The organism is Microbulbifer maximicatervae (SeqCode) (assembly GCF_052468095.1).
Genome location: NZ_CP174332.1, coordinates 4,513,325 through 4,535,474 on the forward strand (window position 1 = coordinate 4,513,325; position 22,150 = coordinate 4,535,474).

General features: G+C 48.7%; 17 protein-coding genes. 13 read left to right on the top strand and 4 right to left on the bottom strand.

What is annotated here, in order from left to right; all coding sequences use genetic code 11:
• Nucleotides 1–252: 252 nt before the first annotated feature.
• From ACJJIL_RS20105 to ACJJIL_RS20125, 5 genes are all read left to right on the top strand, one after another.
• Nucleotides 253–2,844 (top strand): LPS-assembly protein LptD, encoded by a 2,592-nt coding sequence (locus tag ACJJIL_RS20105; protein WP_445360605.1) that lies wholly within the window; start codon nt 253–255, stop codon nt 2,842–2,844.
• Nucleotides 2,844–4,184, top strand: coding sequence for a peptidylprolyl isomerase (locus ACJJIL_RS20110; RefSeq protein ID WP_445362016.1), 1,341 nt, complete (start codon nt 2,844–2,846; stop codon nt 4,182–4,184). The genes ACJJIL_RS20105 and ACJJIL_RS20110 overlap by 1 nt, the downstream gene beginning before the upstream one ends.
• A 76-nt stretch (nt 4,185–4,260) precedes the next feature.
• Nucleotides 4,261–5,244, top strand: a complete 984-nt coding sequence (pdxA, locus tag ACJJIL_RS20115; RefSeq protein WP_445360606.1) for a 4-hydroxythreonine-4-phosphate dehydrogenase PdxA — start codon at nt 4,261–4,263, stop codon at nt 5,242–5,244.
• 149 nt (nt 5,245–5,393) lie between these two features.
• Nucleotides 5,394–6,194: a 16S rRNA (adenine(1518)-N(6)/adenine(1519)-N(6))-dimethyltransferase RsmA gene (gene rsmA, locus ACJJIL_RS20120; protein ID WP_445360607.1), complete on the top strand. Its 801-nt coding sequence runs from the start codon at nt 5,394–5,396 to the stop codon at nt 6,192–6,194.
• 27 nt (nt 6,195–6,221) lie between these two features.
• The gene (locus ACJJIL_RS20125) at nt 6,222–7,034 is read left to right on the top strand and encodes a symmetrical bis(5'-nucleosyl)-tetraphosphatase (protein ID WP_444940119.1); all 813 of its coding nucleotides are present in this window, start codon (nt 6,222–6,224) and stop codon (nt 7,032–7,034) included.
• Nucleotides 7,035–7,148: 114 nt separating this feature from the next.
• Here ACJJIL_RS20125 and ACJJIL_RS20130 read toward each other — a convergent pair whose 3' ends face one another.
• A complete protein-coding gene (locus ACJJIL_RS20130; RefSeq protein WP_445360608.1) occupies nt 7,149–8,474 on the bottom strand; it encodes a M1 aminopeptidase family protein in 1,326 nt (441 codons plus the stop codon).
• Nucleotides 8,475–8,824: 350 nt separating this feature from the next.
• Nucleotides 8,825–9,853, bottom strand: a complete 1,029-nt coding sequence (gene galE / locus ACJJIL_RS20135; protein WP_445360609.1) for a UDP-glucose 4-epimerase GalE — start codon at nt 9,851–9,853, stop codon at nt 8,825–8,827.
• Between the two features lie 339 nt (nt 9,854–10,192).
• Between galE and ACJJIL_RS20140 the strand changes: the two genes are divergently transcribed.
• From ACJJIL_RS20140 to ACJJIL_RS20150, 3 genes are all read left to right on the top strand, one after another.
• Nucleotides 10,193–12,115: a PrkA family serine protein kinase gene (locus tag ACJJIL_RS20140; RefSeq protein WP_413664238.1), complete on the top strand. Its 1,923-nt coding sequence runs from the start codon at nt 10,193–10,195 to the stop codon at nt 12,113–12,115.
• A gap of 238 nt (nt 12,116–12,353) precedes the next feature.
• A complete protein-coding gene (locus ACJJIL_RS20145) occupies nt 12,354–13,631 on the top strand; it encodes a YeaH/YhbH family protein (RefSeq protein WP_413664237.1) in 1,278 nt (425 codons plus the stop codon).
• Nucleotides 13,631–15,220, top strand: a complete 1,590-nt coding sequence (locus tag ACJJIL_RS20150; protein ID WP_444906518.1) for a SpoVR family protein — start codon at nt 13,631–13,633, stop codon at nt 15,218–15,220. The genes ACJJIL_RS20145 and ACJJIL_RS20150 overlap by 1 nt, the downstream gene beginning before the upstream one ends.
• A 76-nt stretch (nt 15,221–15,296) precedes the next feature.
• Here ACJJIL_RS20150 and ACJJIL_RS20155 read toward each other — a convergent pair whose 3' ends face one another.
• Nucleotides 15,297–15,869 (bottom strand): helix-turn-helix domain-containing protein, encoded by a 573-nt coding sequence (locus tag ACJJIL_RS20155; RefSeq protein ID WP_413664235.1) that lies wholly within the window; start codon nt 15,867–15,869, stop codon nt 15,297–15,299.
• A 532-nt stretch (nt 15,870–16,401) separates the two neighbouring features.
• On the opposite strand from ACJJIL_RS20155, the gene ACJJIL_RS20160 reads away from it, so the two are divergent.
• The 5 genes from ACJJIL_RS20160 to ACJJIL_RS20180 all read left to right on the top strand — a co-directional run bounded on the left by ACJJIL_RS20160 (nt 16,402) and on the right by ACJJIL_RS20180 (nt 21,639).
• Nucleotides 16,402–17,622 carry a multifunctional CCA addition/repair protein gene (locus tag ACJJIL_RS20160; RefSeq protein WP_444940124.1) on the top strand — a complete coding sequence of 407 codons (1,221 nt, stop codon included), beginning with the start codon at nt 16,402–16,404 and terminating at the stop codon, nt 17,620–17,622.
• Between the two features lies 1 nt (nt 17,623).
• The gene (locus tag ACJJIL_RS20165; RefSeq protein WP_445362017.1) at nt 17,624–18,343 is read left to right on the top strand and encodes a pteridine reductase; all 720 of its coding nucleotides are present in this window, start codon (nt 17,624–17,626) and stop codon (nt 18,341–18,343) included.
• 108 nt (nt 18,344–18,451) lie between these two features.
• Entirely contained in the window at nt 18,452–19,147 is a 696-nt protein-coding gene (locus tag ACJJIL_RS20170; protein ID WP_444906520.1) for a response regulator transcription factor, read from the top strand.
• Nucleotides 19,131–20,378 carry a sensor histidine kinase gene (locus ACJJIL_RS20175; protein WP_445360610.1) on the top strand — a complete coding sequence of 416 codons (1,248 nt, stop codon included), beginning with the start codon at nt 19,131–19,133 and terminating at the stop codon, nt 20,376–20,378. Before ACJJIL_RS20170 ends, ACJJIL_RS20175 begins: the two co-directional genes overlap by 17 nt.
• 202 nt (nt 20,379–20,580) lie before the next feature.
• Nucleotides 20,581–21,639, top strand: a complete 1,059-nt coding sequence (locus ACJJIL_RS20180) for a type 1 glutamine amidotransferase domain-containing protein (protein ID WP_445360611.1) — start codon at nt 20,581–20,583, stop codon at nt 21,637–21,639.
• 21 nt (nt 21,640–21,660) lie between these two features.
• Here the strand turns inward: ACJJIL_RS20180 and ACJJIL_RS20185 are convergent, their stop codons facing one another.
• Nucleotides 21,661–22,122, bottom strand: coding sequence for a winged helix-turn-helix transcriptional regulator (locus ACJJIL_RS20185; protein WP_282934464.1), 462 nt, complete (start codon nt 22,120–22,122; stop codon nt 21,661–21,663).
• Nucleotides 22,123–22,150 lie beyond the last annotated feature (28 nt).

Here is a 22,150-nt window from a genome sequence, read left to right on the forward strand (position 1 = left end):
TCTGCGTCCAGAGACGCCATCACTATTTATTGGAGCCCCTACTTTGCCTCAGCTAAAAACAGAACACGAGTTCCAGGTAATTTGCGTTTCGAAGCTGAGCCTCTAGCTGTAACATTACGACTTCAGTACGGCTATTAACCACATCTACATTCAAGTAGAATCGGACGATGATTTTGCGCGCCCCGGCTCGAAAGCTGTCGCACGTATCCATCGATAAAGAAACACTAAAAGATAGCTGGAACATATCGTTTGATGCTTGAAGTCTCCCGGTGGCGTCGCCTCGCTCTGGCGATTGCTAATAACTCCCAAGCCCGCTCCATCGCTCTCGGCCTGATCGCTGCTCAGCCTCTGTGGGCGCAAGCCAATCAGGGCGAGCCATATCCTGACCCCGACTACAATCCCTATTTGTACTTGGACTGGTTACCCCGTTCTGAGCTAACCCCAGAGGAGCTAGCCAATCTACCGGCGGTGTGCTCTGGCGCCTTTGTGGCTCCTCCGCGCAACTATCCCGGTTCCGACCTGCCCCCAGGGGAGGCGCCGCTCAGGGCCACTGCTGAGAAATCCCAGTGGTTGGAAGATGGTTCAGCCGAGCTGAGCGGGAATGTACATATTACCCAGGGTTACCGACAGCTCTTCGCCGACCAGGTCAAACTGAATCGCCCGGAAAATATCGCCACTTTAGATGGTGCGATTGAGCTTCGGGAGCCCGGTTTGCTGATCCGTGGTTCCTCCGCCGAAGTCCATACCGAGAGCGAAGCGGCTTCTGTTGAGGATGCTACCTATGTGGTGCACGATGCTTTTATTCATGGGGACGCCGAGCTAGTCGCACGTCAAACCAGTGGTGAGCTAACCCTGACTGAGGGCACATATACCCGCTGTGAGCCCGGACGTGAGTTCTGGCAGCTCACGGGCCGCGAAATCAATATTGATGAAGTAGAAAGCCAGGGTACTGCACGGGATGTGCGCCTGAAGATTCTGGACGTACCTGTCTTATACCTGCCGTATTTCCGCTTTCCTGTGGGCGATGCGCGCATGTCCGGCTTCCTATTTCCAACACTCAGCAACAGCGACAAGAATGGCTGGGATCTCGCCATTCCCTACTACTGGAATATTGCCCCGCAGATGGACGCCACCATTTCCCCGCGTTACATACAATATCGCGGAGCCGGGTTAGAGGTTGAGTTCCGGCACCTGGCAGAAATGTTTAGTACTGAAATCCGTCTGGCCGACCTCCCCGATGACGATGGCGGCAATAATGACCTTGCCCAGGACCTGATTGATGAGGGCTTCCCCGAGGACCTGGTTCTTCCCTACAAAGGTGATGACCGCTGGCTGATCAGTTTGGAACAACAAGGGGGCTACAGCGGCAGTGTCTGGCGCACCGATATCGACTACACCAAGGTCAGCGATCCGGACTATTTCCGTGATTTAAGCACGGCCAACCTTGATATCAATGCGGAAACTCAAGTCGACCAAAAATTCCAAGGGCTACTTCGTAGTGAGCACTGGCAAGCGACTCTACGCATTCAGGACTACCAAATACTCGAAAACGACGCCTTCGATGAGTTTGCCCAGTACCCTCGTTTTGATGTTGACGGAGCTTATCGTTGGGATGATTGGCTGCTGACCATGCAGAACGAAGTCACCAGTTGGGATCACAGCGATACGCAGACCATCAGGTACATTAGAGATACTGACGATCCTGATAGCGTCACTACTCAAAAACGAGACTTTATTACCGCAGATCGATTGCGCCTCGACTATGAGTTCTACTGGGATAAAGAGTGGCTCTGGGGATATTTCAAGCCGGGAATAGCAGGGCGCTACCTGGCATACAGTGTCAGTGATCTATTCCTACCCGAGGATGCCAATGACAACCCGGATGCTGCTGCTGCCCAGTTTATTCTGGACACTGGGCTCTATTTTGAGCGGGATAGCCGCCTATTCGACCGCGACTTTATCCAGACTCTGGAGCCACGGTTGTTTACCCTGATTAGTAGCAATGCCGATCAGAGTGATTTCTTTGATATCAGTGATGATGCCGAGGATATCGACCCAGATAGTAACAACTTGTTATACGACACATCACTCTACACTTTTAGCTACGATCAGCTATTCCGCGATAGCCGCTTTTCCGGAAATGACCGGATCGACGATGCAGACAGACTTGCCCTGGGCCTGACAACCCGCTTTCTAGATCCAGTCAGTGGCCGGGACCTCTTCTCAGCCAGTGTTGGACAAGTCTATTACTCCAGTGACCGGCAAATTGGCCGTGACTCTTACATTGAGGACACCCAACGGTCAGAGCTGGCTGCACGAATCGAGAGTCGCCCTTTCGAATCCCTGCGTTTGGGGACTGAGCTGGTCTATGAAGATAGTGAGCACAATATTAATCGCGGTAATTTCAGCCTGCGCTATCTTGACGACGACTACCGCATCTTTAACTTAAGCTATTACTACGAGCGCCCGGACTCTACGGATGACGATGATGAGGACGAAGATGAAGATGAAACCGTGAGCCAACTAAACGCCTCAACTGTCCTCCCACTTGGTACTCATACCTCACTCATGGCTGGTGCCAGCTATGATCTTACTTTAAATCGGGAACTGGAATACCTGGCAGGTATCGAATATGACGACTGCTGCTACCGTACCCGACTGGTGTGGCGACGCACACTGGACAATGATCTCGCAGGGGTTGTATCTGCTGAAGACCTTGAGTACGACGAGGGTATCTATCTTGAAGTCGAGCTCAAAGGACTAGCAGGCTTTGGTTCAACCGTGACAGAAATGCTGACCCAGGGGATTGCCAACTTTGATCAGAGAGAAGAGCTGAAACAGTGATGAGAATAATTAAGAAGTTCATACCGAAACTAGGCCTGGCACCCGTACTGGCAGCTGGCGCTCTGATCGCCGCCGCTGCCACCGCACAAGTCAGAAACCTTGACCGGGTAGTCGCTGTTGTTGACGACGATGTTGTAATGGCCAGTGAATTGGCCCAGCGCATGAATACCATCGCCAGCCAAATCCAAGCGCAACAGGTGCAGGCCCCTCCCGTGGACGTTTTGCGCCGTCAGGTCCTCGAACAACTGATTATCGAGCGTTTGCAACTGCAAATGGCCTCTCGCGCAGGGGTCACCGTCTCTGAATCGGAACTGGACCAAGCTATCGCCCGCGTCCAGCAAAATGCTGGTGTCAGCCCCGAAACATTCCGCCAACGCCTGCTCGCTGACGGAATGAGCATGAAGAGCTTTCGTCAGCAAATTCGCCAGGAGCTGATGATTCGCCGGGTCGAGCAAGGCAGCGTTAACCGCCGGATCCAGATTACCGACCAAGATATCGATAACTTCCTGCGCTCCAAGGAGGGGGAGTTTTGGAAGTCCCCTCAATTTGAACTGGGCCATATCCTGATCCCCGTGAGTTCCAGTGCTCCCACCAGCGAAGTTACCCAGGCACGGGAGAAGGCTGAAGACCTAGCTCAACAGGCCAAAGACGGCGCTGACTTCCGCCGCCTGGCAATCGCAAACTCTGCCGGCCAGAATGCCCTCTCCGGTGGTGACCTGGGTTGGCGCAAGACCGTCGAGCTTCCCACTCTTTTTGCCGATGCCCTCACCGGCTTAAAAGCCGGTGATGTTACCGAGCCTTTCCGCAGCGATGCCGGCTTTCACCTATTAAAGATTCACGCGCAGAAAGGCGCCAGCGAGCAGTTGGTGGAACAGACAAAAGTTCGCCATATCCTGCTTAAGCCGTCCGCTATTCTTACCGATGACCAAGCTTACAATAAGCTGATTGAGCTGCGTGAAGAGGCCATGGCCAGCGATAACTTTAGCGAGCTCGCGCGCGAGAACTCAGAGGACATAGGCTCTATGCTATCTGGTGGCGATCTTGGCTGGTCTATGCCTGGGCAGTTTGTACCGGAGTTTACCCAGGCTATGGATGCAACTGAGATTGGCAGCATTAGCCTGCCTTTCCGCAGCCAGTTCGGCTGGCATATCCTGCAGGTTGAAGATCGGCGCAAACAGGATATGACCGACAAATATATCCGCAATCAGGCAGCCAATTTGCTGCGCAACCGCCGCTATGAAGAGGAACTGCAAAACTGGCGCCGTGAGATTCGCGACCAGGCATATGTTGAGATCAAATTGCCGGACTCTGAGACCACCGAGGACTCAGGAAACCAATAGTAAGCCGCTTTTTCAGCGGGAAAAACCGGGCCCTGTGCCCGGTTTTTTTTTGTAGCTACAGGAAAGTTATATAGCAATGGCTCCTAAAATTGCCTTCACCCCCGGAGAACCTGCAGGTATTGGCCCTGAGCTCGCTGTGAAGATTGCACAAGAGAGTTCTCCAGCACAGATTGTCGCAATTGCTGATCCCCAGCTACTGACAGAGACCGCTGCAGCATTGGGGTTGCCTCTTCAGCTCCTTCCTCTGTCCACAGCAGGCACAGAGGGGACACCTGCCGGTGCTCTCTACATACTACCGGTCTCCATAGCCGAGCCTGCTAAACCCGGTCTATTGAATGCAATCAATGCACCCTATGTATTGGAAACTCTTTCAGTTGCGGCAGAGGGTTGCCTGGCCGGCCAGTTTGATGCCGTGGTTACAGGGCCCGTGCACAAGGGCATTATCAATGATGCCGGCACTCCATTTAGCGGCCATACAGAGTTCTTTGCTGAAAAAGCCGGTGTCGAGCGTGTCGTTATGATGCTAGCAGCAGAGGACCTTCGGGTTGCTCTAGTGACAACTCACTTGCCCCTCAAAGAGGTGAGCGCTGCTATCACCCCCCCGCTTCTAGAGCAGATTATTACCATCCTCGACGCCAGTTTGCGGGAACATTTCTGCATCTCCAATCCTCGTATTAGCGTTTGCGGCCTCAACCCCCATGCTGGAGAGGGGGGACACTTAGGCCATGAGGAAATAGAAATAATTGAACCCACACTCGAACACTTGCGCCACCAAGGTATATCACTGAAAGGTCCACTTCCCGCAGACACTCTTTTTACCCCGCCGCATTTGTCGGAATGTGACGCCGTTTTAGCTATGTATCACGATCAGGGGCTTCCAGTGTTAAAATTCAAGGGTTTTGGCCACGCCGTCAATATCACTTTGGGGCTACCCTTTATCCGCACTTCAGTAGACCACGGCACAGCTCTCAATATCGCGGGCACAGGCATTGCAGACTGTGGCAGTCTCAAAGCCGCACTGTCTCAGGCTGTGGCGATAGCTAAATTGCGCAGTTCCTAACCAGTGCCTAAAACTTGCTTGGAGAAAGAGTGGACCATGCCCTCACCACGTGAGCGCAGTGAAAGGCCCTAAAGGGTATCCAACTGAAATGCTCACCAGCACCCCAAGGCTTAACCGCAAAATTAATCATCCAGGTTACAGATATATCAATGGATAACTTCTTTCAACACAAAGCCCGCAAACGCTTTGGACAAAACTTTCTCGTCGATGAAAATATTATCGAGCGCATTGTTCGTGCGGTAGGCCCTAAAGAATCAGATACGCTAGTGGAAATTGGCCCGGGTCAAGGGGCAATTACAGAATTACTACTAAAACGGTGCCCATCTCTAACCGCTGTCGAACTGGATCGCGACCTGATTCCGATGCTGGAATTTAAATTCAGGGAATTCCCGGAATTTAGCATTATTGAAAAGGACGCATTAAAATTTGACTTTGGCACCTTTGCTGGAGATAAGCAGCTACGCATCGTCGGTAACCTTCCATATAACATATCCACACCGCTACTGTTCCATCTGCTCAGTTTTCGCGGGCAAGTCCAGGATATGCATTTTATGCTGCAGAAAGAGGTGGTAGATCGGCTCAGCGCTACGCCTTCGACTAAATCTTATGGGCGACTTAGCGTGATGGTTCAATATTACTGTCGCGTACAGGGCCTGTTCCCTGTACCCCCGCAGTCTTTCCGGCCCGCCCCTAAGGTGGATTCTGCCATCGTGAGATTGGTTCCCTACAGTACTCTGCCATTTACCGCAAAAGATGAAGGATTATTGGAAAGAATCGTCAATATAGCCTTCCAGCAGCGCCGTAAGACCCTACGCAATGCTTTAAAACCCCTATTCCCGGATCTCGACCCCGAGCTGCTACCCATTGATGCCGGCCGCCGACCAGAAACCTTAAGCGTCGAGGACTTTGTTAAGCTGGCCGACTACTGTACAAACTTGCAACAACAATAATTATTTTTCATATTTTTGGGGGAAATCTTGGCAACTTACGCCATCGGAGATATTCAAGGATGCTTTGCAGCTTTTCAAAGCCTTCTCAAGAAAATCAAGTTTAGTGCTGACCGTGACAAACTCTGGCTTGCCGGAGACTTGGTTCACCGGGGTGAGGATAGCCTAAGCACCCTTCGCTATCTCTATGAGCACCGCCAGCAGGTTACAGCAGTGTTGGGCAACCATGATCTCCATTTACTGGCGATCGCCCATGGCGCTAAATCTCTGTCTGAAAAAGAACACGACCTTGCCAAGGTTTTAAAAGCAAAAGATTCTGATAAGTTACTGGAGTGGCTACAAAGCCTACCTCTTCTCGTACATAAGAAGGGGTACACCATGGTGCATGCGGGTATCCCCCCCATTTGGAGCGTTACTAAAGCGCAAAAGCTCGCCACTGAAGTGCATAAGGCCCTCGCCGACGAAGCTATGGCAAAGGCATTTTTTTATGGCATGTACGGTAATGAGCCACACTGTTGGGATGATCATTTGATCGGCATCGAACGCCTGCGGTCCATTACCAATTACTTCACAAGAATGCGATTTTGTAAGGCTGATGGCACTCTGGATCTAATCAATAAAAAGGGGGTCCAGGCCTCTCACGGTGAATACCAGCCATGGTTTAGCTTTCCCAATCGAAAAACCAGAAATGACAAGATTATTTTTGGGCATTGGGCTGCCCTGGAAGGCCGTGCAGATACTGAGAATATCTATGCCCTAGACACAGGTTGTGTTTGGGGAGGATATCTGACTGCAATGCGATTAAGTGATGAAGAATTTTTTTGCACAGACTGCAGCTTATAAAAATTACTTCGCCCTGAAGCCTAAAAGAAGAATTTAAACCGACCGAATCTAAGAAAATAAACTGACAGTTATCACCTGAGAGTGCAATTGTCAGTTTACCTAGCTTGAATCGCCTTATAAGCCATGAGTTAATTGATCCAAAGCAACTCTTGCACTCGACTGTTTCCCACCAAGTAAAAGTTCAATAGAGTTAACAAGTTCTGCTGCCCCTTCCCTCTGGCTGAGAAGCATCAAGAAAGTATCAGCACCTTTTTCTCCGCCGCCCTCGACCTCTTGACGAAAACTGCTCCATATCGAAAAAATATTTGACGAATCAGAATTTTCACTTTGCAGAAACAGGTCAATTGCCCGATGTATGAGCAGGCCACAGCTATAATACAGATCAAACCTGCCCCGGTTAGCGGCCTCAACCAAAGGAATCTCTTTTACACCTTTTGTGCAACTTTCCTTAAAAGCCTTAATTTTATTAGAGACATATTTTGATGACTCGGGATACAAATCTAATAAAGCCAGCGCTGCTAACCAATCCGCATTCCCTTCATGTAACCACGATTCATTTGCACCACCATACAACCCTGTTTCACTACCCTGCTGGTATAAATGTGCGACCTCATGAGCAAAAAACCAAATGGTTTCATTAATAAAGTTAGAGTCGGAAAATTTCCCATCAAGTTCATTCATATTCCAATGCATAAAAACCTGATGTGGCAAGGTCCCCCCCTGCCAAGAGTTATCATCGACATTCGCATATGATGCATACAAAGCAGGCTTTGTTCCACTTAGTGCCCCAAGCCTTTGCTCAAAATAACTCATTAACCTGGGAATATCTGATTCTAAAGACAATCTCAATTTTTCTGGCAAACCTCTATCAACAACAGCCACAACACTAGCTGTATTTATGGGTTCTTGAGTTCCAACATAGACCTTCATTCCATTATCACGATCAATCCAGCTGGCTGTTCGATCATTTATCTTCCCGTTAATAATCATATGCTCACCTGGGGGAACCCGCATAGTTACTCGCCAGACTTTTGCTTTATCATAACAGTTGTCAATACAAGCAAAAAAGCGGCCTGTGTATATCAGACTTCCACCATCTGAATAGGGGGAGAAAGGTGCATAGTCTTTAGGAAGAGATATATAGCTAGACGTCAAAAAAATTTCAATGTGTTCGAATGAACTTCTATCTTTTCTAACCAGAAACTCTTCACCTTCCATAGAAACTATTTCAAATTCTGGTGACACAGGCTTCCAGCGTTTTATACGAGAGGCATCCGGGTTACGTACAAAGCTAATCCGGCTTGCCGGCCTATCCATTTGATAGGTAAGCTTCCAGAGCTTATCGCCCTGCTTCTCAATCGCGATATCCACCTCAGATATATCTTCAGCTAAAGCTGAAAAACCAGTTAAAACTAACAGTAAAAACTGAATATATTTCAATCTTAACTCCTTTTAGATTGAGAAAAATAAACAAAAATTGAAGTAATAAATGCTTCCATATATTGATAACTATCAATAGAGAGTTACACATACAATCAGACAGACAAATAATTCTTATTCTTCACTAATCAGAAACGTTCAAGTCAATCAACAGGATTGTATCTATCGGTAGCTTAATGGCCTCTTAACACAGGTACTGTTGATATAATTTTATTTAGAACATGAAAGAAACTCATTGCCTGCAATATCCGCATGGAGCTGCGCAAGCAATGAGCATTATCAGGTTGATAGAAAAACCTAATCCTCTGTGAGGCAAAAAATAGGATCAAATTTCCTTAACTTAATTTTGCCTAATCTGCACTGTACCCTTTAGGATTTTTATACTGCCAACGCCAGGTATCTTTCACCATACGTACTAAATCATACTCAGCTTTCCACCCCAGCTCTGTTTCAGCCAGCTCTGGATCTGCGTAACACTCTGCAATATCTCCGGGTCTCCGCGGAGCAATGTTATAGGGAATTTCCTTCCCGCTGACACTCTCGAAAGCACGAACGACTTGTAAAACAGAACTGCCCTGTCCCGTCCCCAGATTATGGGTATAACAACCCTCAGAAATTTCTTCTTTACAAATTAAGTTTAGCGCCGCCAAGTGTCCGCGAGCCAGATCAACTACATGTATATAATCTCGAACTCCAGTACCATCGACGGTATCATAATCACCACCAAAAACCTGTAGCTGCTCCAATCTACCTACTGCCACTTGGGAAACATAGGGTAGTAAGTTATTGGGGATACCACTGGGATCTTCACCAATAGTCCCACTTTCATGGGCCCCAATCGGATTGAAGTAACGCAACAAGCTCACTTTCCACTGGCTGTTCGGCGCAGTACAAAGATCTCGCAACATGTTTTCCACAATCAACTTACTTGAGCCATAGGGGTTGGTTGCGCCAGTAGGAAAATCTTCTTTAATTGGTACTGTTTCAGGATCACCATAGACCGTTGCCGACGAACTGAAGATCAGGCGGTGAACCCCAAACTCCTCCATCACCTCACATAAAGTTAAGGTCCCAGCTACATTATTCTGGTAATAGCGCAGAGGCTGCGCAACAGATTCACCAACTGCTTTCAACCCCGCGAAGTGAATTACGGCGTCAATCTTATGATCAGAGAATACTTTGCGTAAACCTTCCTTATCACTAATATCCAGATGGTGAAAAGGGATATCTTTGCCAGCAATTAACTCGACCCTCCGTAGGGCTTCCTCACTGCTATTCGATAGGTTATCCACAACTACAGGCTCTAAGCCGGCAGCAAGCAACTCGATACAGGTATGACTGCCAATATATCCGGCACCTCCAGTCACCAAAATCGCCATTTATGTTCCTCAATATTTCTCTAACACCCAATATGGGCTGTAGTAAAGCGTAAAACAGCCGCTCAATTCAACCTATATAAGTGACATTCCACTGTCTCATTCAAAGGGAAAGCTATGCTGGAAAAGCTGGAGAGCATTCAACACTTACTCCAGCAAAGAACAAGGTTCACAACGGCAATAACGATAGTGCTTCACGCCAAGCGTATCCCAAACACGATCTGGACTTTACAGCTCATACATCGCTCGTCCCATTTGGGCAAGAGAAGCCAAGGGCGTACGACATCCTAACCAAAGCAGGGAACTGAGCTAATTCCAGTAGGCTACAGGGAGGTAGACACCATGACAATTTTCAATCACTACTTGGAAAGATACGAATCTATCCAGGACGAGGAACTCAGTATTCAGGAATACCTGGAGCTGTGTAAGACAGACCGCAGTGCCTATGCGTCACCAGCTGAGAGGATGCTGATGGCCATTGGCGAGGCCGAACTGGTAGACACCTCACGGGACCCGCGCCTGTCACGTATTTTCTGTAATAAGGTTATTAAGCGATACAAGGCCTTCAGTGAATTCTATGGTATGGAGGAAGCCATAGAGCAAATTGTCTCTTTCTTCCGACATGCCGCACAGGGTCTGGAAGAGAAGAAGCAAATCCTGTACTTGCTAGGTCCTGTTGGTGGCGGAAAGTCATCCCTTGCAGAGCGGCTAAAAGCCTTGATGGAGCAGGTGCCCATCTATGCAATTAAGGGATCTCCAGTATTTGAATCTCCCTTGAGCCTTTTCTCTCCTACTGAGGACGGCCGCATCCTTGAAGAGGACTACGGAATTGCACGTCGATACGTTAACACTATTATGTCTCCCTGGTCTGTTAAGCGATTGCATGAATTTAAAGGGGACATCAGTAAATTCCGTGTCGTAAAAATTCGTCCTTCTATTCTCGATCAAGTTGCTATCTCAAAAACAGAACCCGGTGATGAAAATAACCAGGATATTTCATCACTAGTTGGCAAGATCGACATTCGTAAGCTTGAGGATTTCCCCCAGAATGACCCTGACGCCTATAGCTTTTCTGGTAGTTTATGCAGGGCCAACCAGGGACTGATGGAGTTTGTCGAGATGTTCAAAGCGCCTATCAAGGTGCTTCACCCCCTACTAACTGCAACACAAGAAGGAAATTACAACAGTACAGAGGGATTGGGGTCAATTCCGTTCAACGGTACAATCCTCGCTCATTCCAATGAATCAGAATGGCAATCCTTCCGCAATAATCGCAACAATGAGGCTTTCCTAGATCGTATTTATATCGTCAAGGTGCCCTACTGTGTAAGAGTGCAGGAAGAAATACGAATCTATCAGAAACTGCTAGAAAATAGCTCCTTGTCAAAAGCGCCCTGTGCACCAGACACCCTGCGGATGTTGGCGCAATTCTCTGTATTGTCGAGAGTTAAAAACCCTGAGAACTCCAGCCTTTATTCAAAGATGCGTATCTATGACGGTGAAAACCTAAAGGATACCGACCCCAAAGCAAAAACCATTCAGGAATACAGAGATAATGCAGGGGTAGATGAAGGCATGAACGGACTATCCACCCGTTTCTCCTTTAAGATCCTCTCAAAAGTTTTCAATTTCGATGCTACTGAGGTGGCGGCAAATCCAGTCCACCTACTCTATGTTCTGGAACAGCAAATAGAGCAGGAGCAATTTCCACCAGAAGTGCAAGAGACTTACCTCGGGTTTATCAAGGAATATTTAGCTCCAAGATACGTAGAATTTATCGGTAAGGAAATCCAAACAGCTTACCTGGAATCCTACGCTGAATACGGCCAAAACTTGTTTGATCGCTATGTCACTTACGCTGATTTTTGGATACAGGACCAGGAGTATCGCGACCCAGAAACCGGTGAAATACTGGATCGCGGCGCCCTTAATGAAGAGCTTGAAAAAACAGAAAAACCTGCAGGAATTTCCAATCCGAAAGATTTCCGCAATGAAATAGTCAATTTTGTACTCCGCGCCAGGGCTAACAATCAGGGAAAAAATCCCGACTGGAGATCTTACGAAAAATTACGTGCCGTTATCGAGAAAAAAATGTTCTCCAATACGGAAGATCTTCTGCCAGTTATATCCTTTAATACCAAGGCGTCAGCAGATGATAAACGCAAGCATGCAGACTTCGTTGCGCGTATGGTTGAACGCGGCTATACCGAGAAGCAGGTTAGATTGTTATCCGAATGGTATCTACGCGTGAGAAAATCTCAATAGTAAGGTTTTCCTTCATTAAGGTCACTGGAAAAACACGAGGAAGCCAAACCCGGATACTGATTAGATCATTAACTTTTAGTGAGCACTTGAACGATTTCACAGCATCTCATCGGAACTCTCAATGGCTCGCTATAGTGAAGATACCAATAATTGTGTTTGGTGGATTCAGCAGGAAATATTCTGAATAGATTTATGGCGATGGATGCCTGTGAGCTTTATTCAGAACAAAGGCAGAAATATGAGCTATATCATCGACCGCCGCTTGAATGGAAAGAAAAAGAGTACCGTTAATCGGCAGCGATTCTTAAGGCGCTATAAGGCTCACATTAAGAAAGCTGTCGGCGACGCCATGAATAGCCGCTCTATTATGGACATGGATAAGGGAGAGCAAATCAGTATCCCTACTCGGGATATCAGCGAACCCTTATTTTCTCACGGTAGCGGTGGGCACGTAGAGCGAGTTTTACCCGGAAACAAGCAATTTACTGCTGGTGATCGTATCCCTCGTCAAGGTCAGCGAGGCGGTGATGGAAATGGTGGTGGTGCCAGTGATAGTGGGGAAGGGGTTGATGAATTTGTCTTCCAGATATCACAGGAAGAGTTTCTGGACTTTATGTTTGAGGGGCTCCAGCTGCCCAATATGATCAAGCAACGCCTGGCCGGCAATGAGTCTTTTCAAATAGTACGTGCCGGAATTAGTAATGAAGGAACTCCAGGTCGTCTCAATGTGATCCGCTCACTCAGGGCTGCCCATGCAAGACGCATCGCCTTGACCAGTAATAAGCGAAGAAACCTGCGCAATTTAGAGGAAGACCTATCCCAGGAAGAAAACAAAGATACTGCTCTGCGAGATCAGCGCAAAATTGAGGCTCTTAAAAACCAAATCGCCGAACTTCGCAGCCGTATCAATCGAGTCCCTTTTCTCGATGATTTCGACCTGAAATATAACCTGCTGATTCGACAACCAAAACCTCGATCTAGGGCGGTGATGTTTTGCCTGATGGATGTATCCGGCTCGATGAACCAAGCCACAAAGGATATGGCCAAACGCTTCTTCTTACTTTTATATTTGTTCCTACAGCGCAGTTATGAATATACAGAAGTCGTATTTATTCGACACCACACTAGCGCTAAAGAAGTTGATGAAGAGGAGTTTTTCTATTCACGGGAAACTGGCGGCACCATTGTCTCAAGCGCGCTCAAATTAATGCGACGTATTATAAGAGATCGCTACCCCGCCAGCGAATGGAATATCTATGGAGCCCAGGCCTCAGATGGTGATAACTGGAACGACGACTCCAGTACCTGCCACCGAATCCTTATCGACGATATTATGCCCCATGTGCAGTATTACTCTTATGTGGAAATTACTCCCAGAGATCACCAGGCCCTGTGGGAAGAGTATGAAAGTGTCCGCACTTTATTCCCCGATCACTTTGCTATGGAGCAGATTGTCGATGTACAGGATATTTATCCGGTGTTCCGACAACTGTTCCGCCAAAAGGTGACTGCCTGATGCTCGACAAATTTGCCAGTGGCGCTGAAGCATCTGAATCTGAGTCGCGTCAGCCCATATCAACAAGCTCAGAATGGACTTTTGAATTAATTCAGGAATATGATCGCGCCATCGGCGCACTGGCAGAAGAGTTTGGGTTAGATACCTACCCAAATCAGATTGAAGTTATCTGCTCAGAGCAGATGATGGATGCCTACTCCTCGGTAGGAATGCCAGTGGGTTATCACCACTGGTCTTTTGGCAAGCAATTTATCAGCGTGGAAAATAATTACCAGCGCGGATTGATGGGGCTGGCTTATGAAATAGTCATTAATTCTAATCCCTGCATCGCTTACCTCATGGAAGAAAATACCATGACAATGCAGGCTTTGGTGATTGCTCACGCCTCCTATGGGCACAATTCTTTCTTTAAAGGGAATTACCTGTTTCGCTCCTGGACAGATGCCAGCAGTATTATTGACTATCTGATCTTTGCCAAAAATTATATTTCCCGCTGTGAAGAGCGCTACGGGCTTGATGAAGTCGAGGCCATTCTCGACTCCTGTCATGCCCTAATGAACTACGGTGTAGATCGCTATAAACGCCCTTACCCAATCTCGGCTATTGAAGAAGAACGCCAACAGCAAGAGCGAGAAGAATACCGCCAGAGGCAGCTCAATGATTTATGGAGGACCATCCCAAAACTCGGTGACGGTATAGAGGAGGCAAAGGAGAAACGTTTCCCCGAAGAGCCTCAGGAGAATATCCTGTACTTTGTTGAGAAAAATGCCCCTCTCCTGGAAAACTGGCAACGGGAGCTAGTGCGTATTGTACGTAAGCTGGCCCAATATTTTTATCCACAGCGGCAAACCCAAGTAATGAATGAGGGCTGGGCTACCTTCTGGCATTACACTCTCTTAACCGAGCTGTACAAGCGCGGGCGGGTGACTGAAGGCTTTATGATGGAGTTTCTTCAAAGCCACACCAATGTTATCTACCAACCCTCTTTTGACAGCCCTCACTACAGCGGTATCAATCCCTATACCCTAGGCTTCAGTATTTTTACTGACTTACGGCGTATCTGTGAAAGCCCCACTGAAGAGGATCGCCGCTGGTTCCCAGACATTGCTGGAAGTAATTGGCGTGAAACCCTTCAATTCGCCATGCGCGACTTCAAAGATGAAAGTTTTATTTTACAATTCCTGTCTCCCAAGGTTATGCGAGACATGAAACTATTTTGTATCAGCGACAACGATAAAGAGAACGATATCATTGTCAGCGCAATTCACGATGAGAGCGGTTATCGCCAGTTAAGAGAGAACCTTGCGGGACAGTACAACCTGGGCAATCGGGAACCGAACATCCAGGTATATTCAGTAGATACCCGTGGTGACCGTTCACTGACCCTGCACCACACACAGCACCGCCGTCGCCCTCTTGGTAAAGATACAGCAGAGGTATTAAGGCATCTTCACCGGCTATGGGGCTTCGATGTTCACCTGAATAGTTTGAACGGGGATCAAATAACGGCCAGTTGTCACTGCCCGGAGCAAGGTCGGGACCGACCGGAGGGTGAAGAAGAGTCTATGTTAATACCAAAACCCATTTAGGTTTCAGCGCGGGAACTGTTGAAATACCAGCCCCGCACAGAATGGGGAAATAATACCCACTAGCGAATCGCGCTACTTAGGCATCAGCTTCCAACAAAAGCTTGGCCTTTGCAGAAAGTTCACCGTGCTCAGAACGGTGAGTTAAAAGAGCATCAGCTCCAGCATCCAGCCAACGGGCTTTCTCGCCATCGTCATCAGAAGGCACAACCAGAATGCTCAAATTTGAATACTCACTGCGGGATCTGAGGTAGTCCAGCACCTGAAACCCACTCTCCCCAAGCAACCCAGTGTCAACCACTAACAACGCCGGCTTGGCACTCGCCATCAAGATACCGGCGGAAAAACTATCACTAGCTACTTCAACTTCACACCCCATCTGCTGAAGTGCCTGGCGTCCACCTGAAGTCAGCTCAGGATCAGTCGTTAACAAAAGCACTTTTCGACTGGGAACTGCCAGGTCGTTCGGAACTGGCATTGAGTTGTCCCGCAGGAAGCCCACGAAATCCTCAACACAGATACGGTGGTCACCACGCCCTGGAAGTTTGTATGCCTTGAGCTGGCCACGCTCAATCCAGCGAATCACCGTTCGGAAGTTAACACCGCAGTACCTGGCTGCTTCCCCGGTGGTTAGCACATGTAATTCGCTCATCTTTATTCTCCCCAACAACTGCGATTAAAAAGAAGAACAGTCAACTTCCCGAAAGTATCCTCTGCCCCACAGAGTTACACGTGAAATTATCCTGCCCAGCTGAACCGCCCCTATAAATTATGCTGTTTAATGCTGCAAACCCAGCCCGAAATTCGGTCCATGTAATTTATTAACGAACAGCGGAACAACCCCCTCAAAAAATACTAATAGATATAGTTGACAGGTAAGACAGGTTTCTTAGAATGACACTAGATTCGTGACTTGGGACTTGTCACGGGATCCTTTCCAGTGGTGTGGCCGTTAAGTCAGAGCCCCCACAGTTGGCAAAGAAATGTTTGCTAAGCGAATACCCTAAGACCCTGGGCCCCCTTGTTTTTTCGGGGCCTTTTTTTTATCTTGCCGAAGCTTCTTACACTCCTACCGCTCATCCTCCGTCCAGCAGACAAACCTGGAACAACGCCGGAACAAATGGACTTATGGCAGTACAATCACCTATCAGATCACTGGTCCCTCCAGCTCTGGAGCAAATGCTTTGAAGATCTACCTTGTTGGCGGCGCAGTGCGCGACAGTCTTTTGAATCGCCCAGTCACCGAGCGTGACTGGGTAGTGGTTGGGGCAGATGCAGATAGAATGCAGGACCTCGGATACAGCCCAGTCGGCAAAGATTTTCCAGTATTCCTACACCCTGAGACCGATGAAGAATACGCGCTCGCTCGCACCGAAAGAAAGAGCGGCCACGGCTATGGCGGTTTTACCGTTAACGCCGATGCCAATATCACTCTGGAAGAGGATCTCCTGCGGCGAGACCTCACTATTAATGCCATTGCAGAAGACATCGACGGCAAGCTAATAGACCCCTACGGCGGGCAGAAAGATCTGGAGGCACGGCTTTTGCGCCATGTTTCTCCTGCATTTGCCGAAGACCCCCTAAGAATACTGCGAGTGGCCCGCTTTGCCGCCCGCTACCATCACCTTGGCTTTAGCGTTGCCCCTGAGACCATGATACTCATGCGCCAGATGGTAGAAGCGGGTGAAGTGGAATATCTGGTGGCCGAGAGGGTCTGGAAAGAGGTAAGCCGGGCGCTTACCGAGCCAGACCCCGATATATTTATTCGAGTACTGCGAGACTGCGGTGCCCTCTCGGTACTGTTACCAGAATTAGAGAATTTGTTTGGTGTTCCCCAACCGCCCAAACACCACCCCGAAGTGGACACTGGAGAACACGTACTACTAGCCCTGCGCGCCGCACCGGCAGAGCTCCCCTTGCGTTTTGCAGTACTGCTACACGACCTGGGCAAAGGACTGACTCCCGAGGAGATTCTCCCCAGCCACCACGGCCACGAGGCCGCAGGCGTACCTCTTGTAAAGGCCGTCTGTGAGCGCTGGCGTACCCCAAAAGATCTGACTGCACTAGCTGTCGGGGTCTGCGAATATCACCTGCACTGCCACAGAGCCTTCGAATTGCGCCCACAGACCATTATGAAAATGATCCGCAGTCTGGATGCCTTGCGACGTCCCGAGCGATTTGAAAACTTTCTTCGCGCCTGTGAGGCAGATGCCCGAGGTCGTGAGGGGCTGGAGAATCGAGATTATCCACAGGTGGAATTTTTGCGCGCCGCTCGAGATGGGGCAGCGGCAGTAACTGCCGAGGAGTTGATTAAACAGGGCTACCAGGGTGCGAAACTGGGGCAAGCACTGGACCGGGAGCGCATCAAGGCAATCGCCAGAGTAAAGGATAACTACATTGCGTAATGTGTTGATTACCGGTGCCGCCGCACGCCTGGGCCGTGCTATTGCTGAAGAGCTGCATAGAGATCACAGAGTTGTTATTCACTATCGCAACTCGGCTGATGCTGCCAAGGCCCTGGCAAACGAGCTGAACCAACGTCGCCCCAACTCTGCCATAGCGTTGCACAGTGAGTTGAATAGCGCCGAAGCCTGTTCCAATCTGGCCCAACGTGCACAAGAGGCCTGGGGCGGTATTGATGTTCTGGTCAACAATGCCTCAGCATTTCACCCCACACCTGTGGGAAGTGCAACCGAGGAGGACTGGGATCGGCTGGTAGGCAGCAACCTCAAAGCCCCCTTCTTTCTCACTCAGGCCCTGAAAGAAACACTCAGCCAACAGCTGGGTTGCGTTGTTAATATGGCGGATATTCACGCCGAGCGCCCGATGCCCAAGCATACTATCTACTGCGCCGCCAAGGCTGGGCTGGTAATGCTGACAAAAAGCCTCGCTCTGGAGCTATCGCCCCAGATTCGGGTCAATGCAGTCGCCCCCGGTGCCATTCTTTGGCCAGAACAAGAGGCAACTAACGAAGCCAAGAAAGCAAAAATCACCCAGCGCATTCCTTTGGCTCGAACCGGTGACCCCAGTGATATCGCCAAGACCGTGCGCTTCCTTGCCTGTGATGCCCCCTATATCAACGGTCAGGTTATTGCCGTTGACGGCGGCCGCAACCTCAATATCTAGAGCAGTCCAACCAATACCTAAAACAGTTCAACAACGGGGCTTCACTTCAATTTCACCGGCACTCTGTCAGAATGTTTTGTAACTTCCTCTGCCACAAGAGATTTGCCGGTGCGCTCACTGAAGATATTGTTGATTGAAGATAACCCCACTATCGCCCGCCAGCTTGCCGAATTCCTACATGCTGAGGACTGGCAGATAGATTATGCCCACCGGGGTCGCCAGGGCTTACAGCTGGCCCTGGAACAAATCTTCGACCTGATCATTCTCGACCTGGGCCTGCCGGATATGGACGGCTTGGAGGTCTGCGAAAAGATCAAGGCACAAGCGCCAGTTAACATGCCAATCCTGATGTTAACTGCCCGAGATGCTCTCGCAGATAAAGAACGCGGATTTGGTATCGGTGCCGATGACTACTTATGTAAGCCCTTCGAACCAAGGGAACTGATACTGAGATGCCGCGCCCTGGCACGTAGACACCAGCTGCATACCAGTGAAGAAATTAAGGTCGGTGATTTACAGATAAACCAGCGCCAGCAAACGGCCTACCGGGATAAACAACCTCTGCCCCTGACAACTATCGGTTTTCGCATTCTCACTATGCTCGCCCAGGCGTCGCCAGCACCAGTAAGCCGCTCGGCAATAATCCACCATATTTGGGGTGATGAACCCCCAGAAACAGACGCCTTAAAATCCCACATTTATAGTCTTCGCCAAACACTGGATAAGCCTTTCCAGGCCCCTATGTTAAAAACCATCACCAATCTCGGTTATCAGTTGGAAACTCCCAATGCGCGAAACCAGTAATTTACAGAGGAAGGTCTTCGCTATTTTTGGCAGTTTTACCCTGCTGCTATGCTTGGTGTTTTTTGCCATTTGTATGATGGTGGCCTATGTAGTTGAAGATCATTTACTCGATAACTTATTGGCCGGAGAAGTCCGCTACCTCGAACAGCAGGCAAGACTGACTAATGCGACCCCAGAGCCACGCCTACCCTATTTAACGCTATACACTGAAAGCAAAATAATTCCGGCCGAACTGCGCACTGCCCTACCAAGCTATGCAGAAAAGGCTGAGTGGTTTAGTGATACTGAACATCACTTCCATTTACGCAGAGTACATTTTCCGGACAACCATTCCGCCGTTCTCGTAGCTGAAGTCAGTGAATTGCTCACTGTTACGCGACAATCTTCAAAACTTCTTTGGCTCTTTGCCAGCGCCTGTATCTTGACCCTACTCTTAGCCCTCTATTGTGCTTTTCGTATTTCCCGTAAAACCATCGCTCCTGTAGTAACCCTTGCTAAAGCAGTTCAGCAGCAGAGAAACTGCGATTCTCAAATTTCCCTGCCCTATAACAATGAACAAGATGAAATTGGTTATCTCGCAAGTACGTTGCAAGATACACTTAACCAGCTCAAGCTAACATTGCGCAGGGAAACTGAGTTTACCCGGGATACAAGCCATGAGTTGCGCACCGGGCTAACCATTCTGAAAAGCACACTGGCTCTCAGTCAAAATCGGGAAATGACTTTAGCTGAGAAAAATGAGCTATTAGAAACTGTTACCGGTATGGAAAAAACCGTTAAGACACTATTAGCCCTCGCCCGCTCTGAGTCTCTACAGTCGGAAGATATCCCATTGTGCGCTTTACTAGAGGAACGTCTTTTAGCTCAACACCAGTTAATTGTACAAAAGCATTTTAATGTTGATTTAAAGTTAGGGCACAAAGTCAGAGTCCTGGCCAATCGACACCTGGTAAGTCTGCTCTTCGACAACTTGATCAGCAATGCATTACAGCACGCTACCAGCCCTGAATTGGTTATTACCTATAAGGGGGACACACTCTTTTTTGAGAACGCCACAGACAACCAATTAGATCTTAAAACCTCCCTCTTACCCGGCCAAAAAAGGGAAGGCAGTGACGGCATTGGTCAAGGCCTTTTCCTGGCCAAGAGAATCTGTGAAGCCTTAAATTGGACCATCTCTATCCAGTGTAAAAAAAATATTTATCAGTGCTCTCTATCTTTTACACAGTAGCGTTCTAAGATTCAAATTTTTACCGTATGCGCTCGAGATGCACAGTGAATCAGCATCCATACCTTATACGATCTCAAGCGCAGCTTTTTCTTTTTTCCTAAATAGCAATTGCAATCTCACCTGATTTTCACCTTCCATCCCTTATTCTCCTACGAACTCACTAGAAGATTTCCCGTCTGCTACTGTAATTTTGGAGATTAATATGTTGAAGAAAATTGTTATTTCCCTGGCTCTGACTTTGTCCGTATTTTTTGGTTTTATTATTTGGGTTAAGGGCCTAATTCCACCCCAAGAGCAGGACTTTTCCACTACGACAGTAAGTGACCTGCCGTATTTACAACAATTACCCAGGGAAAGCCGAGGAAAAATCTTAGCTGTTGTCACCAGTACTGAAACGATGGGAGATAGTGGCAAGGCGACTGGTTATGAATTAACTGAACTGGCACGCCCCTATTACATCTTTTCAGCCAACGGATTTATTGTCGATATTGCCAGTCCCAAAGGCGGCAAACCGCCTGCGGTGATCGATAAAGATGATCTGGGGCCTTTCGACTATGCCTTTCTCAATGACCCGGAGGCACAACAAAAGGTCAATCACAGTATTCCTATCGATCAGGTATCAGCAGAAGATTACCAGGCCGTATTTTTTGTCGGCGGTAAAGGCACCATGTTTGATTTCCCCGACAATCCCCATATTCAGTCCCTGGTGCGGGAAATCTATAACAGCGGCAAAATTATCGGAGCGGTATGCCACGGGCCAGCAGCCCTTGCCAATGTCACCCTGGATAATGGCAAGCCCTTAATCGCCGATCGGCAGATCAGTGCTTTTACTAACGAAGAGGAGCTTTTTCTTATCCCTGACGCCGAGCAACGATTTCCATTCCTGCTTGAGGATCGCTTACGTGAGCAAGGCGCGTTTTTTCAGGCTGGGCCCACTTACCTGGAACAAGTCAGCGTGGATGGCCAGCTTATTACCGGGCAAAACCCCTGGTCCACCTGGCTGGCGGCTGAGAGTATGGTAAGCGCGATGGGGTATACCCCTGTTCCACGCCAAATCACTCCGGTGGAGCAGACCGTCAAATTACTACTCACTTATGAGCAGCGCGGCTTTACCGAGGCCACAGAGAAATTACACAAGCTTCAGGAGAAAGGGGAAATAGACCAGCGCCTACTGGCCATGCACGGCGTTGTCTCTGTTATGCGTTGGGAGCCGGGCAGGGCTCTGGACATAATCAGACTGCTGTCCAAGAGCCAGGATTGATAGAGCCCCTCAAAAAGCCAGCTAGCCAGCCTGCTCTAGGGGCTGGCCATTTTCATCCACAAATAATACATCGCGAATACTGAGTTTTTGTCCCTGGGCATTCTGAACAGCCACTTCGGAGATAGGCTCACCACTGTTTTTATCGACCAGGTGCATCCCATCTTTATTGCCGTTCCAGCGCAGATTCCACTGGCGCAGGGCGATTACCACCGTAAACAGGTCCCGGCCTTTTTCCGTTAAGCGGTACTCGTAGCGAGTACCGTGTTCACCCGCATCAAAGCGTACCAGCACCTCGTTATCCACCAGACGTGATAACCGATCCACAAGGATATTTTTGGCAATTCCCAGGTTTCTTTGGAAATCCACAAAACGGCGGGTACCCAGCATCGCCTGCTTAATTATCAGCAGGGACCACCAGTCCCCCACCTCATTTAGGGCGCAAGCCAGGGAGCAATCGAGATCATCAAAGCGTTTACGTGACATACCCCTAGTATACCGGCAAAAGAGTTGC